Origin of the sequence: Shouchella miscanthi (assembly GCF_007725405.1) — a bacterium.
In the GTDB taxonomy this organism is placed as follows: domain Bacteria; phylum Bacillota; class Bacilli; order Bacillales; family Bacillaceae_D; genus Shouchella; species Shouchella hunanensis.
Window position 1 is genome coordinate 2,873,433 of sequence record NZ_CP042163.1, and the last position, 14,646, is coordinate 2,888,078.

The following is a 14,646-nucleotide window of genomic DNA, read 5'->3' on the forward strand; positions in this document are numbered from 1 at the left end:
TGAGAGAATGCGTTATCATTCTCCCAATCCTTTTTGACCTATATCAGCTAATTTAACAGCCTTTTTATTGATAATGCTTTTTAACTAACGTTTCCACCGCTTCTGATGTACTCTCAAGCAAAGCGTTTTGAGCAAAAGTACTTAACTCTTCTTTAGAAAGCTTACTTAGCTGACTACGCGCTGGTAAAACAGATGTCGCACTCATACTAAATTCGTCTAATCCAAGACCAAGTAACAATGGAATGGCAATCTCATCTCCTGCCATCTCCCCACACATACCTACCCATTTGTTTTCTGCATGGGCTGCCTTAATAACCATATCAATTAGCCTTAGCACAGCAGGGTGATACGGTTGATAGAGATAGGACACACGTTCATTCATGCGATCCGCTGCCATTGTGTACTGAATTAAGTCATTAGTTCCAATACTAAAGAAATCAACTTCTTTTGCAAATTGTGGTGCCGCTACAGCAGTGGAAGGGATTTCTACCATGATTCCTACTTCCAGTTCCTCTGAAACCGTTACACCGTCTGCTTTTAGCTTTTCTTTCTCATCAGCTAAAATTTCTTTTGCTTCACGAAGTTCTTCGATTGTCGCAATCATTGGGAACATAATTTTTAAATTTCCGTATGCACTAGCTCTTAAAAGCGCACGTAATTGGTCACGAAACATATCTTGTTTTTCTAAACAAAGACGAATCGCACGGAAACCTAAAAACGGGTTCATTTCTTCTGGTAAATCAAGGTACGGAAGCTCCTTATCGCCACCAATGTCGAGTGTACGGATCACAACAGGCTTGCCTTCCATTCGTTCAACCACTTCTTTATACGCTTCAAACTGTTCTTCTTCACTAGGAAGCTCTGTTCTTCCCATATAAAGAAATTCTGTACGATAAAGACCAATGCCTTCTGCACCATTTGCAAGTACACCGTCTAAGTCTTGAGGAGTTCCAATATTAGCTGCTAATTCAACATGAACACCGTCTTTTGTGACTGTTTGTTCATTAACAAGCTTAGCCCATTCCGCTTTTTGTTCAGCAAACTGTTGTTGTTTTTGCTTGTAAGTAGTAAGTTCCTCTTCTGATGGGTTAATTAAAACATCGCCATCAATACCATCAACGATAATCATATCGCCATTGGCAATCGTTTTCGTCGCTTGTTTTGTTCCAACAACTGCTGGAATCTCTAAAGAACGAGACATAATAGCAGAATGTGATGTACGGCCACCAATATCTGTGGCAAAACCTTTAATGACAGCTGGGTTTAATTGCGCTGTATCAGAAGGCGTTAAATCATGTGCAATAATAACAGTATCTTCGGCGATTGCTGCTAATGATACTACTTGAATGCCCATTAAGTGCCCTAATACACGACGAGATACATCACGAATATCAGCAGCACGTTCTTGCATATATGCATTATCCATGTTTTCGAACATGGAAATAAACATATTAGCTACTTCGTTTAATGCATATTCAGCTGTATCTCCATCATCATTAATTTTTCCCTTTACAGAATCAATTAATTCAGGGTCACTTAATACAAGTAAGTGGGCAGAGAAAATCTCAGCTTTATCTTCGCCAAGTTCTTTTAATGCCTTTTGTTTAATTTCTTCTAGTTCTTTCGTAGATTGTGCTAACGCTTCCGTTAAACGTTCTACTTCTTTCTCTTTGTTCGATGCTTCTTTTTGCTTAACCGTAAAGTCAGGTTCTTCATGAACAAAAGCTTTAGCAATCGCGATTCCTGCAGAAGCAGCGATTCCTGTTAGTGTGTTACTCATTATTCTCCTAATCCCTCTTTTACAACTTCTTCAATTGCTGCTAATGCTTCATCAGCGTCCGAACCTTCTGCTTTAATTGTTACATCAGCGCCTTGTCCAACACCTAATGACATAACACCCATAATGGATTTTAAGTTTACAGACTTTCCTTTGTACTCTAACGTAATATCTGAAGAGAATTGACCTGCTTTGTTCACAAGCTGTGTTGCTGGACGAGCATGAATTCCTGTTTCCGCTGTAATTTTAAACGTTTTTTCTGGCATAATAAGTTCCTCTTTTCTATAGAATAATTTAGTTGTGTCCGATTTTTTTGATCTTTCTCAACCATACCCGGAATGAGCAATAACTAACATCATGTTTCATTAAAAAATCTAAAACCTCATTCAGGCTAGATCTTTGTTTAAAACATCGTCATTATAGCATGCCCCATTTCCCCTTTCAACACAAAAGAATCCTTATTTCTTTGTATTTAGACTAAATCCGACATCAAATGCTCACAAGCGTATTTCGACACCTTGTTTTAGAAGTTTTTTCATGAATGCTCACATCTTCCATTCATTATACATATACTGTTTTGACTAAAGCCTTTCTGGTTACGATAGCCATCTCTTAGCCCGGCATGAAGGAGTGAACATATTGAAAGGAGCAGACTTCGGACCTAAACCCTTGCTTACAAAAAGGGAACGCGAAGTATTCGAACTACTTGTCCAAGATCAAACGACAAAAGAAATAGCGAATCATCTTTTTATTAGCGAAAAAACCGTTCGTAATCACATTTCGAACACAATGCAGAAATTGGGAGTAAAGGGGCGCTCTCAAGCAGTAATTGAGCTTATTCGACTTGGAGAAATTCAAATATAAAAAAAGCCTGCAAAGGGCTTTTTTTATATGCGTATTTTTTGCTTAATGGATTCTTGAAAAGGAGATGCCTTCCCTGTTTTTCCGTCAATTTGGACAAGTGAACCGCGGCCAAGCAAAGTCGGTTGATCATTTACTAAGCCTAAATAATGAAGTTCCATTGACGAAGTCCCTAGCTGCTGAATCTTCACGCCAACGTTCACCTGATCTCCATATTTCATTTGTGCTACATAATCACACTGTAAGTCTGCAGTAACAATCATTAATCCATTGCCTTTTAGCCATTCTTCCATTAACCCTTTGCTTTCAAAAAAAGCTAAACGCGCTTGTTCAAAGTAAATAAAAGCAACGGTGTTATTCACATGTCCAAATGCATCTGTTTCCGAAAAACGAACGGAGATGTCTGTAAAGAAATCAAATTCTTTTTTCCAGTCTTCTAGATTTTCAATATATGCTGGTAACCGCAAAGGTATCGCTCCTTTTGATAAAAAAAAGACTGCCTAAAAGACAGCCTTTTTCGAGTTTTAATAACTACCAAAGAAATTTTTAAAGGATTGCAGCGCCGTTGCACGATTCAGCGAGGCAATGGATGTTGTCAAAGGAATTCCTTTTGGACAAGACTGCACACAGTTTTGTGAGTTTCCACAATTCAACAGTCCCCCTTCATCCATTAATGCTTCAAGTCGTTCTTCTTTATTCATTTCACCAGTTGGATGAGCATTAAACAAACGAACTTGTGACAATGCGGCTGGACCGATAAACTCTGATTTTGAGTTTACATTCGGACAAGACTCTAAACAAACACCACATGTCATACATTTTGAGAGTTCATATGCCCATTGACGGCGTTTCTCAGGCATTCTCGGCCCTGGACCTAAATCATACGTACCATCGACCGGAATCCACGCTTTTACTTTCTTCAATGAGTCAAACATGCGGCTACGGTCTACCATTAAATCACGAACGATCGGGAATGTGCGCATTGGCTCTAAACGTATTGGCTGTTCCAGTTTATCAATTAAAGCTGTACACGATTGCTGTGGTTTGCCGTTAATGACCATTGAACATGCCCCACACACTTCTTCTAAGCAGTTCATATCCCACGCTACCGGTGTTGTACGCTCACCTTTCGCGTTAACTGGGTTACGTCGAATTTCCATCAAGCAAGAAATGACGTTAAGGTTTGGCCGATACGGAAGTTTAAATTCTTCATCGTATACGCTACCGTCTGGACCATCTTGTCTTGAGATAATAATCGTAATCATGTCACTCATTTCGCTGCAGCTCCTTTACTTTTTTGTGTATAGTCACGTTTACGCGGTTTAATAAGTGACGTATCGACTTCTTCATATTCAAAATCTGGAGCCCCTGTTGCTGGATTATACCAAGCTTTTGTTGTTTTTAAGAACTCTTCATCGTTACGCTCAGGGAAGTCTGGTTTGTAGTGAGCCCCGCGACTTTCATTACGATTGTACGCACCAATTGTAATAACCCTTGCAAGGTTTAACATTCCTTCTAATTGACGCGTAAAGGATGCCCCTTGGTTCGACCAGCGAGATGTGTCGTTAATGTTAATGTTTTTAAAGCGCTCCATTAGTTCTTGAATCTTTTCATCGGTTTTTAAAAGCTTATCGTTGTAACGAACAACGGTTACGTTATCCGTCATCCATTCACCAAGCTCTTTATGAAGAACGTATGCATTTTCTTTACCGTCCATCTTTAGGATGGATTCAAACTTATCTTGTTCTTTTTTCACTTCTCCTTCAAATAAAGAAGAGGACAAGTCTTCTGCTGCTTGATCTAATCCATTAATATAGTCAAGCGCTTTTGGACCTGCCACCATACCGCCGTAAATAGCAGATAGCAATGAGTTTGCACCTAAACGGTTTGCTCCGTGCTGAGAATAGTCACACTCACCAGCTGCGAATAGTCCAGGAATATTTGTCATTTGATCATAATCGACCCACATGCCACCCATTGAATAGTGAACAGCAGGGAAAATTTTCATTGGTACTTTACGAGGATCATCACCCATGAACTTTTCATAAATTTCAATGATGCCGCCTAGTTTAATATCAAGTTCTTTTGGATCCTTGTGGGAAAGATCAAGATAAACCATGTTTTCCCCATTAATGCCAAGACCTTCATCAACACATACATGAAAGATCTCACGTGTCGCAATATCACGAGGAACAAGGTTTCCATAAGCTGGATATTTCTCTTCTAAGAAATACCAAGGCTTTCCGTCTTTATAAGTCCAAACTCGTCCACCCTCACCACGGGCTGACTCACTCATTAGACGCAATTTGTCGTCTCCTGGAATCGCTGTAGGATGAATTTGGATGAATTCACCGTTGGCATACGCTACACCTTGCTCATACAACTTCGCTGCTGCATAGCCTGTATTGATCATGGAATTCGTAGATTTTCCGAAGATAATTCCTGGTCCACCTGTTGCCATAATAACTGCATCGGCTGGAAAACTTCTAATTTCAGCAGAATTTAATTCTTGCGCCGTTAAGCCGCGACAAACCCCGTCATCAATAATGGCCGATAAAAACTCCCAACCTTCATATTTCGTTACGAGACCTTGTACTTCATAACGTCGAACTTGTTCATCTAGTGCATAAAGTAACTGCTGACCAGTTGTTGCCCCAGCAAAGGCTGTTCGGTGATGCTGCGTTCCACCAAAACGACGGAAATCAAGTAATCCCTCTGGTGTTCGATTAAACATCACGCCCATTCGGTCCATCAAATGGATAATAGACGGTGCTGCGTCTGCCATTGCTTTTACTGGAGGTTGGTTTGCTAAGAAATCGCCTCCATAAACCGTATCATCAAAATGTAGTGCCGGAGAATCTCCTTCTCCTTTTGTATTAACCGCTCCATTAATACCACCTTGGGCACAAACAGAGTGGGAACGTTTTACTGGTACAATTGAAAAGAGATCAACAGGAACCCCTTTTTCAGCAATTTTTATGGCTGCCATCAAGCCAGCTAAACCGCCGCCAACTACAGCTATTCTTCCTTTACTCATTTCGTCCACTCCCTATACGTTGCAAGTCTTATTTACACAAATGCTAGAGCTGAAGCAACACCTACATATGTAAGTGCTATAAAAACGACGATCGATACATACGTCATAATCTTTTGCGACTTAGGTGTTACGGTAATTCCCCACGATACTGCGAAAGACCATAATCCATTTGCAAAATGGAAGGTTGCTGCCACGATACCCACTATATAAAATGCAAACATCCAATTGTTTTGCAAGATATTTGCCATCATTTCGTAATTTACTTCTTGACCAAACATAGCTTGGACTCTTGTATCCCAGACATGCCAAGCGATAAAGATCACTAAGAAAACGCCTGATACACGTTGTAACAAGAACATCCAGTTTCTAAAAAATCCATAGCGGCTTGTGTTGCTTTTGCCTTTAAAAGCAATAAAAATGCCATAAACTGCGTGGAACATAATTGGTAAAAAGATAATAAAAATTTCAAGTGCATAGCGAAATGGAAGGCTTTCCATAAAGTGTGCAGCTTGGTTAAAAGCTTCTGGACCTCTTGTTGCAAAATGATTAATAACAAAGTGCTGAATTAAAAAGATACCAATAGGAATAACTCCTAATAACGAATGCAGTCTTCGATTAAAGTACTCTAAATTACTCGGCATACACGTTCCCTCCACAAATGTTTTCCAGTTTCTTACCCCTTTTAGAAATGAATGACAATTTCTATCTCTTTCGTATACATGTACCTCCCGCTTCATTTCTTGCCTATTCACAAAAATTCAACAAAACTATGAAACAAACAGAACACTTTCATTTTACTCCTAGGGGTTTTTTGAGTCAAGAAAACGGATTCAATTCTTATTGATTTAAAAGGGTTTTGAATCTTCTGTCCAATCGATCATTTAAAAAGGCTGACAAATGATTCAAAGAACTGTACTATAGAAGGAGCAATTTTTTTGAATCAATGGGGTGCTGTTATGAGTGAAACAAACCAGCAATTAAAAGGCTACGAATTAATCCGAAATGATGTGCTTCAACTTGTTCTAGGCAAGGAGCATGACCACTTATTGTATTGGGTTGGAAAATCGTTAGCACGAAAGTATAAGCTAGAACAAATAGAAGAACTACATACGTTTTTTAAACAAGTGTATTGGGGAGACCTCTCCTTAGTTAAACAAAAGAAAAATGAGTGGTACTATGAATTAAGCGGAGAATGGATGACGAAAGAAGATGAACGGTCGTACCAATTAGAAGCAGGATTTCTAGCAGAAACACTTGAAACCCAGTTTGCCGTTGCAACCGCCGCGACCTATACAAAAAAAGGCAAAGCGATACGCCTTACCGTTCATTTTGACCATAAAGACACAGTAGCCATTTAATTAGAAAAAACTGCAGTTTACTTTTCTGACTGCAGTTTTTCATATATTTGCTTAGCTACGTTTCTTGGCACATACTCTGCCAATTGATCCATACTCGCTTCGCGCATTTTCTTCATCGAGCCAAACGCCTTTAAGAGCGTTCGCTTACGTTTTTCGCCTACACCAGAGATGTCGTCAAGCGCAGATTGAAAAAAACTCTTCGAACGGGTTTGGCGATGAAATGTAATAGCAAATCGGTGCACTTCATCTTGTATACGCTGTAGCAAATAGAACTCATGGCTATCGCGCTTTAATGTTACTACTTCAGGTGGGCTACCTATGAGGAGCTGTGATGTTTTGTGAGTCGCGTCTTTTGCAAGACCACATACAGGAATCGACAGCCCTAACTCATCCTCTACGACTTCTTTTGCTGCTGTAATTTGACCAGTACCCCCATCAATAACAATTAAATCTGGTAATGGCGCCTCTTCTTTAAGCAACCGTATATAACGTCTTCGCACTACTTCGCGCATGGAGCCATAATCATCGGGCCCTGCCACTGTCTTAATTTTATACTTTCGATAATGTTTTCGAGCCGGCTTCCCATCAATAAATGTCACCATCGCAGAGACCGGATCTACTCCTTGAATATTGGAATTATCAAACGCTTCAATGCGGTAAGGTGTTGAAATATTCATCGCTTTCCCTAGACGTTCAACGGCTTTAATTGTTCGTTCTTCGTCTCGCTCGATTAACGAAAATTTCTCTTTTAATGCAATTGCTGCATTTTCTTCAGCTAGATCAAGGAGAGATTTCTTCTGTCCTCTTTTTGGTTGGCTGACTTTTATGTTCAAAAGCTCTGTTAATAGTTCTGCATCCACATGTTCAGACACAAACAGTTCTTTTGGTTTAATATGGTTTTTTTCTAAATAAAACTGCGCAATGAAGGAGAGCAGCTCTTCAGATGCTTCTTGATAAATTGGAAACATGGCGACATCCCGTTCAATTAACCGCCCTTGTCGCACGAAAAAGACTTGTACACACATCCAGCCCTTATCATATGAAAACCCAAATACATCTCGATCGGTTTGATCTGAAAAGGACATTTTTTGCTTTTCCATCACTTTATCCATTTGAATCAACGTATCTCTTAGTTCTTGGGCACGTTCAAAGTCTAGCTTTTCTGCTGCTTCTGTCATTTTCGCTTGAAGACTTTCCTTTATTTCGGTATGACCATACTTTAAAAAGCGAGTAATTTCATGAACCATTTCTTGGTTTTGTTTATCGGTGACGTTATACACACACGGGGCTAAACATTGACCAATATGATAATACAAACAAACGCTATCTGGCATCTTACGGCACTTTCGTAGAGGATACAACCGATCTAACAGCTTTTTTGTGTCAGAAGCAGCCCCTGCGTTTGGATACGGTCCAAAGTACTTTCCGCCATCTTTTTTCACTTGACGCGTAATGACAAGGCGAGGATGTTTTTCATTGGTTATCTTTATATATGGAAAGCTTTTATCATCTTTTAACAGCACATTATATTTAGGATCATGCTTTTTAATTAATGTCAATTCAAGAATTAAAGCTTCAATATTGGTAGAGGTGACAATATATTCAAAATCATGAATTTCTGTAACTAAACGCTGCGTCTTGGTATCGTGGCTGCCAGTAAAATAAGAGCGAACACGGTTCTTGAGAACTTTCGCTTTTCCTACATAAATAATCGTTCCTTGCCTATCTTTCATTAAATAACAACCAGGTTTATCAGGAAGAAGCGGAAGTTTATTTTGAATGGCATCATTCATAAATTGACCTCCTATGTGTAAAAAAACCGCCTCCCTTTTAAAAGAAGGCGGATCGTCTTACATTTGTTTGTTAAGAAGTTCAGCTAGCGCTTCTTTTGGTTGGAAGCCAACAGCTTTGTCAACGACTTCTCCGTCTTTAAGAACAAGTAAAGTTGGAATACTCATCACACCAAATTTACCAGCTGTTTCTTGATTTTCGTCAACGTCTACTTTAACGATTTTCGCTTTATCGCCAAGGTCTCCATCTAACTCTTCAAGAACTGGTGCAATCATCTTACAAGGTCCACACCAAGGTGCCCAAAAATCAACGAGTACAACACCGTCTTTTGTTTCTTCTGTAAAGTTTTGATCAGTTGCGTTTACAATTGCCATTTTTAAAAATCCCCTTTCCATTACAACGTGCTTTAAGTATAACACTTCCATTTGAAGCAAGAAAATAATTTGCTCTATCATGTAGAGTGCCCACTGTTGATTTATGATAAACGATAAAGTTATAAAAGAAAAGCCACTTGCTCAAGCAAATGGCTTACAACTTTAATTTGTTACCAATACGTTGCGTAATTCTTCTGTTAAAAGCGGTACTATTTCAAACAAGTCTCCAACAATCCCGTAGTCAGCTACCTCAAAAATGGGTGCTTCCGGATCTTTATTAATAGCGACAATGACTTTTGAATTCGACATACCCGCCAAATGTTGAATAGCTCCAGATAAACCAATAGCAAAGTACAAATCAGGTGTTACCACTTTTCCTGTTTGCCCAATCTGCAATGAATAATCACAGTACTCAGCATCACATGCACCTCGAGAAGCCCCGATTGCACCGCCAAGAAGCTCAGCTAATTCTTCTAACGGTTTAAAGCCGTCAGTACTTTTAACGCCTCGTCCTCCTGCTACAATGACATTCGCTTCAGATAGATCCACTCCGCCTGTCGCTTTCTTTACAACTTCTTTTACAACTGTGCGTAAATCACGAATATCAACTGCTAGTGTTTCCACTTCACCTGTTTTCGTATCATCTTTTTCAAGTGCCAAAATATTGTTTGGACGGATTGTAACAATCATTTTGTCGCTTTCTGTTGTTCGTTTTTCAAATGCCTTCCCAGAGTATATCGGTCTTGTGAAGTGCAGATCATCAATTGCAACAACGTCTGAAAATAGTGCCGCATCCATTTTCACAGCGAGTCGCGGAGAAACGTCTTTCCCTATAGACGTATGACCAAGAACCACAGCATCTGGATTTTCTTTGTCAAACACTTGTAAAAATGCCTGTTTAAACCCATCGGTCGTGTAGTGTTTAAGTGCCTCATTCTCTACTGCGATGACACGGTCTGCTCCATATGCAAACAACGTTTTCGCAAGATCCTTCACCGTATCGCCAGCTAAAACTGCTACGATCTCTCCTCCATCAGCAATTTGTTGTGCAGCTCCAATTGATTCAAACGATACGTTTCTTAACTCACCATTTTTCGCCTCTGCAAGAACAAGTGTTTTTCTACTCATGATGAAGCCTCCTTTTATATCACTTTCGCTTCTGATCGTAATAATGAAACAAGTTCTTTCACTTGTTCGCTTGGTTCGCCTTCTAATTTCTTACCAGCTTGTTTTTCAGGTGGTAAATACACTTCGCTAACGGACGTTTTTGCTTCAACATCCTCTTCATCCACATCTAAATCATCAAGGTCAAGTGTTTCTAGAGGCTTCTTCTTCGCTTTCATAATCCCCGGCAAAGAAGGGTAGCGTGGCTCGTTTAAGCCTTGTTGAGCCGTTACGAGCAAAGGCAGCTGCGCTTCTACTTTTTCTTCGTCTCCTTCCACGTCACGAACAATAGATGCGGTTTGACCATCAATGGAAAGACTTGTAATCGTTGTTACTTGCGGAATATCTAATAGTTCTGCAAGCCTTGGACCAACCTGGCCAGATCCACCATCAACGGCTACATTTCCAGCTAGTATAATATCGAAATCCTGCTCTTTAAAATAAGCGTGTAATAATGATGCTGTGGTATAGGGGTCACTCTCTTCAACCTCTTCGCGGTCAAGAAGCACGGCTTTATCTGCCCCCATCGCTAATGCGGTGCGAAGTTGTTTTTCCGCATCTTCTTCGCCTACCGTTACAACTGTTACTTCCCCACCATGAGCTTCTCGAAGAACGAGCGCTTCTTCTACAGCGTATTCATCATAAGGATTAATAATAAATTCTGCACCATCTTCTTGGACTTTTCCATTTGTTATCGTAATTTTTTCCTCTGTGTCAAAGGTGCGCTTTAAAATAACAAAAATATTCATCTATAAACCCTCCTCTATTAATTCCCTTTAAATACAGGCTTTCTCTTTTCTAAAAATGCTTGAACACCCTCGTTCCGATCTTCTTGTTTAAACACTTCTCCAAATGAGGCACGCTCTTTCTCTAACCCTGCTTCTAGCTTGTTATCGCTAAATGCCACTAATTCCAAGGTTTTCTGAACGGTTAGAGGGCTCTTACCTGCAATAACCTTGGCCATTGAACGTGCTTCTGAAAGAACGTCTTCTTCAGGTAAGACATGATTAATTAGCCCAACTAAGTAGCCTTCTTCTGCTGTAATTGGTTCACTTGTAAGCATGAGCTCTGTTGCTTTAGCTTTTCCAATGAGTTTAGGTAATCGCTGTGTTCCACCAAATCCAGGAATTAGGCCTAAATTCAGTTCAGGCAACCCGAGCTTCGTTCCTTTTGCAGCTAATCGTATATGACAGGCTAACGCAAGCTCTAAACCGCCACCTAAAGCCGCACCATGAATGGCAGCAATAACTGGTTTAGGGGATTGCTCAATTTTCGTAAACGTTTCTTGTCCAATCCGACCTAATTGAGCAAACTCCTGTTCATCTTTTACTTCTGTAAATTCTTTAATATCAGCACCAGCTGCGAAGAAGCGACCCTCTCCATGAAGAACCACTGCTTTAATCTCCTGATCTTTGTATACGTTTTCAAAAATCTCGTTTAACTCAGCCATTACACCACGTGAAAGCGCATTGGCTGGAGGTCGAGTTAGTGTAACAATGGCTACACCATCTTCAACCTTCCACTTAACATGCTCCATTTCCTCTAACCCCTCTCCTCTTTACCGGTTAAGCCATGAAGTAACATTTCTTGAACCGTATTTGTTTGGTTTGTTAACGAAAATTTCCCTTCGGACATAACCCAGTTTGAAACGACTTCATCAAGCGTTCCAAAAATCATTTGTCTCGCCAATAAAGGATCCAATTCGACATGAAAGGTACCAATTTTTTTCCCCTCTTGTACTATTTCGTCTATTAAGAGAAGATATCCTTTTAAAACTTGATTTATTCTTTGTCTCAATTCTACTTTAGACTGACGTAACTCTAATTGAGTGACAACAGCAAGGTGATAATCTTTCTCCAATTGAGCAAAATGAGACGAAATCAACACCTTTAATTTATCTTCAATGGTTTTTTCTTGTTTAATTTTCAACTTGCTCGTTTCAACAAAAGAACCCATTTTTTCTTGAAATAAGGAGATCAATATATCTTCTTTGTTTTTAAAATATAAGTAAATGGTTCCATCTGCCACACCAGCTTCTTTTGCGATCTTTGACACTTGAGCTTGATGAAACCCATGCTTAGCTATGACTAATACCGCTGCATCAATTATTTTATCGAATTTTTGACCTTTACGTTTGCTCACTACAATCTCTCCTTGCCACAATCATGAATGAGTATTCATTCATATTACTATTATAGTAAATAAGAGGATGATTGTCAAATAAGAAACTGGTTTCTTTGCCTGCATAGCAAAGAAACCTTGTGTTCTAAGCTTGCTTTTTTTCGTGTGTATCTCTCTTTGTTCGTTCTTCATCTAATAATACTCTTTTCAATATTTTACCTGTTAATGTAGCAGGCAGTTCATCTCTAAATTCATAGTACTTAGGAAGTTTGAAAGCTGCCATTCGTTTTGCGCAATAGCTTTTTAACTCCTCTTCCGTAATGGAAGCACCCTCTTTTAATACAACAAATGCCTTCACCGTTTCACCACGGTATTCGTCTGGTACACCGATTACAGCGGCTTGCACAATCGCTTCATGTTCATAGAATACTTCTTCAATTTCTCGAGGATAAATATTGTACCCGCTTGCAATAATCAATTCTTTTTTTCGATCCACTATATATACGTAGCCATCCTCATCCATTCTGCCCATGTCACCACTTTTAAACCAGTCACCATGAAACGTTTGACTTGTGTCTTCTGGTCGATTCCAATAGCCCGACATCACTTGAGGACCTTTGATAAACACTTCACCAATTTCTCCTATTTCTGCTGGTCCGTCACGTTCTAACGAAAAAATCATAACATCTGTATCTGGCCAAGGAATACCTACACTTCCTGGCTTTCGCTTATCCCATATAGGGTTCGCGCATGCAACTGGAGATGTTTCCGTTAATCCGTACCCTTCTACAATTCGACCGTTTGTCAGCTTTTCAAACTTTTGCTGTACTTCTAGCGGAAGAGCGGCCGCTCCACTAATACATGCGTTCACTGACGTCAAATCATATTCCGTAATATCTTCTTGTTTACAGAGCGCAATATACATCGTTGGTGCACCTGGAAATAGCGTTATCTTCTGCTTTTCAATTGTTTTTAGCACATCTTTCGGATTAAATCGTGGTAAAAGAACCATTGTCTGCGCCTTCAAAACGGCGACATTCATAACAGTAGTCATACCATACACGTGAAAAAATGGCATCACACCGAGTACACGCTCTTTAGCCGGTTCAGCTTTATACAGCCACGCATTACACTGCTGAGCATTCACAACAAGATTATAATGAGTTAAGATAACGCCTTTTGCTAGCCCGGTAGTACCCCCAGTATATTGCAATAACGCCACATCCGTACTAGTCACTTCAACATCGGGCTGCTTGAGACTACCCTCTTTAACAAGTTTAGTAAACCGTAATATCCGATCTGAGTATTCCACTTTCACTTTTGGAATGCCTTGCTTTTTCTGTACAAGTGGAAAAAGCATGCCTTTTGGAAATGGTAAGTAATCTGGAATACTTGTAACAATAATCAGTTCAAGTGGCGTTTGCTCCATTACCTTTTGTACCCGAGGTAAAACTGAATCAAGACAAACAATGAGTTTCGCTCCTGAATCAGATAGTTGATGCTGTAGTTCTCGTTCCACGTAAAGAGGGTTTGTTTGAACAACAATTCCACCTGTCATTAAAATGCCGTAATAGCTGATGATTGATTGTGGAGAGTTTGGTAACATTACCGCTACTCGATCTCCTTTTTTCACCCCCAATTTAATCAGCTGATTTGCAAAAGAAACTGCTTGGTTATGCAAATCCTCATATGTGATTGATTTTCCTAAAAAATGAACAGCCTCGTGTTCAGGATACGCCTTGGCAGATTCAGTGAAAAAATGTTGCAACGGAAGCTCATCATAATGCATGGATTCCTTCACAGTTTTCGGATAGTGCTGCGTCCATCTTTTTTCAACGATCTCCATCGTTCCCCTCCTCATTCAGGCTCCTCACAATAGAAATGCATTCTCCTCATTTCCATTGTATTGTAATCGCTTACAGTTTCCAATTGTTTTTTCTTATTTTTTCAAAAAAATATCTTTATGAAGTCTTCCACTCTCCTTTACTCGCTTTTGTGCATGCTTTGCGTCGAAGGCATTTACGAAAAGTGCTCTTTTTCTTATGTTGAAAGAAACCGATCTCTACCGGTCCTTTTTAGCTTAGCTAACCAAAAAAAGAAACGGACGATGTCCGTTTCCTTACGCTTTTGAGCATGTTACGCATAAATGAACAAGAATAGAAT

Annotated in this window: 15 protein-coding genes; 2 read left to right on the top strand and 13 right to left on the bottom strand. The window is 39.7% G+C overall.

Annotated elements, in window-relative coordinates:
• Positions 1 to 64: 64 nt before the first annotated feature.
• Together ptsP and FPV17_RS14585 are read right to left on the bottom strand one after the other, a co-directional pair.
• Entirely contained in the window at positions 65 to 1,780 is a 1,716-nt protein-coding gene (gene ptsP / locus FPV17_RS14580; protein ID WP_144559331.1) for a phosphoenolpyruvate--protein phosphotransferase, read from the bottom strand.
• The gene (locus FPV17_RS14585) at positions 1,780 to 2,043 is read right to left on the bottom strand and encodes a phosphocarrier protein HPr (protein ID WP_035398136.1); all 264 of its coding nucleotides are present in this window, start codon (positions 2,041 to 2,043) and stop codon (positions 1,780 to 1,782) included. The genes ptsP and FPV17_RS14585 overlap by 1 nt, the downstream gene beginning before the upstream one ends.
• Positions 2,044 to 2,416: 373 nt before the next feature.
• Here FPV17_RS14585 and FPV17_RS14590 point away from each other — a divergent pair, with 373 nt between their 5' ends.
• On the top strand, positions 2,417 to 2,641 hold the full coding sequence (locus FPV17_RS14590) for a helix-turn-helix domain-containing protein (protein ID WP_035398135.1): 225 nt from the start codon (positions 2,417 to 2,419) through the stop codon (positions 2,639 to 2,641).
• 23 nt (positions 2,642 to 2,664) lie between these two features.
• Here the strand turns inward: FPV17_RS14590 and FPV17_RS14595 are convergent, their stop codons facing one another.
• From FPV17_RS14595 to FPV17_RS14610, 4 genes are read right to left on the bottom strand one after another with little or no spacing between them, the layout of a single operon-like run.
• Positions 2,665 to 3,105: an acyl-CoA thioesterase gene (locus tag FPV17_RS14595; RefSeq protein WP_035398133.1), complete on the bottom strand. Its 441-nt coding sequence runs from the start codon at positions 3,103 to 3,105 to the stop codon at positions 2,665 to 2,667.
• Positions 3,106 to 3,162: 57 nt separating this feature from the next.
• Complete coding sequence (gene sdhB, locus FPV17_RS14600; protein ID WP_060703812.1) at positions 3,163 to 3,912, bottom strand: succinate dehydrogenase iron-sulfur subunit; 750 nt, start codon at positions 3,910 to 3,912, stop codon at positions 3,163 to 3,165.
• Positions 3,909 to 5,675, bottom strand: coding sequence for a succinate dehydrogenase flavoprotein subunit (sdhA, locus tag FPV17_RS14605; RefSeq protein ID WP_144559332.1), 1,767 nt, complete (start codon positions 5,673 to 5,675; stop codon positions 3,909 to 3,911). The genes sdhB and sdhA overlap by 4 nt, the downstream gene beginning before the upstream one ends.
• Positions 5,676 to 5,707: 32 nt before the next feature.
• Positions 5,708 to 6,316 (bottom strand): succinate dehydrogenase cytochrome b558 subunit, encoded by a 609-nt coding sequence (locus FPV17_RS14610; RefSeq protein ID WP_035398131.1) that lies wholly within the window; start codon positions 6,314 to 6,316, stop codon positions 5,708 to 5,710.
• Positions 6,317 to 6,610: 294 nt separating this feature from the next.
• Here FPV17_RS14610 and FPV17_RS14615 point away from each other — a divergent pair, with 294 nt between their 5' ends.
• Positions 6,611 to 7,033 carry a YslB family protein gene (locus FPV17_RS14615; protein ID WP_246117042.1) on the top strand — a complete coding sequence of 141 codons (423 nt, stop codon included), beginning with the start codon at positions 6,611 to 6,613 and terminating at the stop codon, positions 7,031 to 7,033.
• Positions 7,034 to 7,050: 17 nt separating this feature from the next.
• Here the strand turns inward: FPV17_RS14615 and uvrC are convergent, their stop codons facing one another.
• The 7 genes from uvrC to FPV17_RS14650 all read right to left on the bottom strand — a co-directional run bounded on the left by uvrC (position 7,051) and on the right by FPV17_RS14650 (position 14,329).
• Positions 7,051 to 8,826: an excinuclease ABC subunit UvrC gene (gene uvrC, locus FPV17_RS14620; RefSeq protein WP_144559333.1), complete on the bottom strand. Its 1,776-nt coding sequence runs from the start codon at positions 8,824 to 8,826 to the stop codon at positions 7,051 to 7,053.
• A 57-nt stretch (positions 8,827 to 8,883) separates the two neighbouring features.
• A complete protein-coding gene (gene trxA, locus FPV17_RS14625) occupies positions 8,884 to 9,198 on the bottom strand; it encodes a thioredoxin (RefSeq protein WP_035397723.1) in 315 nt (104 codons plus the stop codon).
• A 162-nt stretch (positions 9,199 to 9,360) separates the two neighbouring features.
• Positions 9,361 to 10,326 carry an electron transfer flavoprotein subunit alpha/FixB family protein gene (locus tag FPV17_RS14630; RefSeq protein WP_035397716.1) on the bottom strand — a complete coding sequence of 322 codons (966 nt, stop codon included), beginning with the start codon at positions 10,324 to 10,326 and terminating at the stop codon, positions 9,361 to 9,363.
• Positions 10,327 to 10,340: 14 nt separating this feature from the next.
• Entirely contained in the window at positions 10,341 to 11,111 is a 771-nt protein-coding gene (locus FPV17_RS14635) for an electron transfer flavoprotein subunit beta/FixA family protein (RefSeq protein WP_144559334.1), read from the bottom strand.
• A 17-nt stretch (positions 11,112 to 11,128) separates the two neighbouring features.
• Complete coding sequence (locus tag FPV17_RS14640) at positions 11,129 to 11,899, bottom strand: enoyl-CoA hydratase (RefSeq protein WP_060703811.1); 771 nt, start codon at positions 11,897 to 11,899, stop codon at positions 11,129 to 11,131.
• A gap of 5 nt (positions 11,900 to 11,904) precedes the next feature.
• A complete protein-coding gene (fadR, locus tag FPV17_RS14645) occupies positions 11,905 to 12,504 on the bottom strand; it encodes a fatty acid metabolism transcriptional regulator FadR (protein WP_144559335.1) in 600 nt (199 codons plus the stop codon).
• Positions 12,505 to 12,628: 124 nt separating this feature from the next.
• On the bottom strand, positions 12,629 to 14,329 hold the full coding sequence (locus FPV17_RS14650; RefSeq protein ID WP_144559336.1) for a long-chain-fatty-acid--CoA ligase: 1,701 nt from the start codon (positions 14,327 to 14,329) through the stop codon (positions 12,629 to 12,631).
• Positions 14,330 to 14,646: the final 317 nt, after the last annotated feature.

Excerpts from the sequence above, each read along its gene's own strand:
- ptsP (WP_144559331.1), bottom strand. The coding sequence starts at position 1,780 with ATGAGTAACACACTAACAGGAATCGCTGCTTCTGCAGGAATCGCGATT.
- FPV17_RS14585 (WP_035398136.1), bottom strand. The coding sequence starts at position 2,043 with ATGCCAGAAAAAACGTTTAAAATTACAGCGGAAACAGGAATTCATGCT.
- sdhB (WP_060703812.1), bottom strand. The coding sequence starts at position 3,912 with ATGAGTGACATGATTACGATTATTATCTCAAGACAAGATGGTCCAGAC.
- sdhA (WP_144559332.1), bottom strand. The coding sequence starts at position 5,675 with ATGAGTAAAGGAAGAATAGCTGTAGTTGGCGGCGGTTTAGCTGGCTTG.
- FPV17_RS14610 (WP_035398131.1), bottom strand. The coding sequence starts at position 6,316 with ATGCCGAGTAATTTAGAGTACTTTAATCGAAGACTGCATTCGTTATTA.
- uvrC (WP_144559333.1), bottom strand. The coding sequence starts at position 8,826 with ATGAATGATGCCATTCAAAATAAACTTCCGCTTCTTCCTGATAAACCT.
- trxA (WP_035397723.1), bottom strand. The coding sequence starts at position 9,198 with ATGGCAATTGTAAACGCAACTGATCAAAACTTTACAGAAGAAACAAAA.
- FPV17_RS14630 (WP_035397716.1), bottom strand. The coding sequence starts at position 10,326 with ATGAGTAGAAAAACACTTGTTCTTGCAGAGGCGAAAAATGGTGAGTTA.
- FPV17_RS14635 (WP_144559334.1), bottom strand. The coding sequence starts at position 11,111 with ATGAATATTTTTGTTATTTTAAAGCGCACCTTTGACACAGAGGAAAAA.
- FPV17_RS14640 (WP_060703811.1), bottom strand. The coding sequence starts at position 11,899 with ATGGAGCATGTTAAGTGGAAGGTTGAAGATGGTGTAGCCATTGTTACA.
- FPV17_RS14650 (WP_144559336.1), bottom strand. The coding sequence starts at position 14,329 with ATGGAGATCGTTGAAAAAAGATGGACGCAGCACTATCCGAAAACTGTG.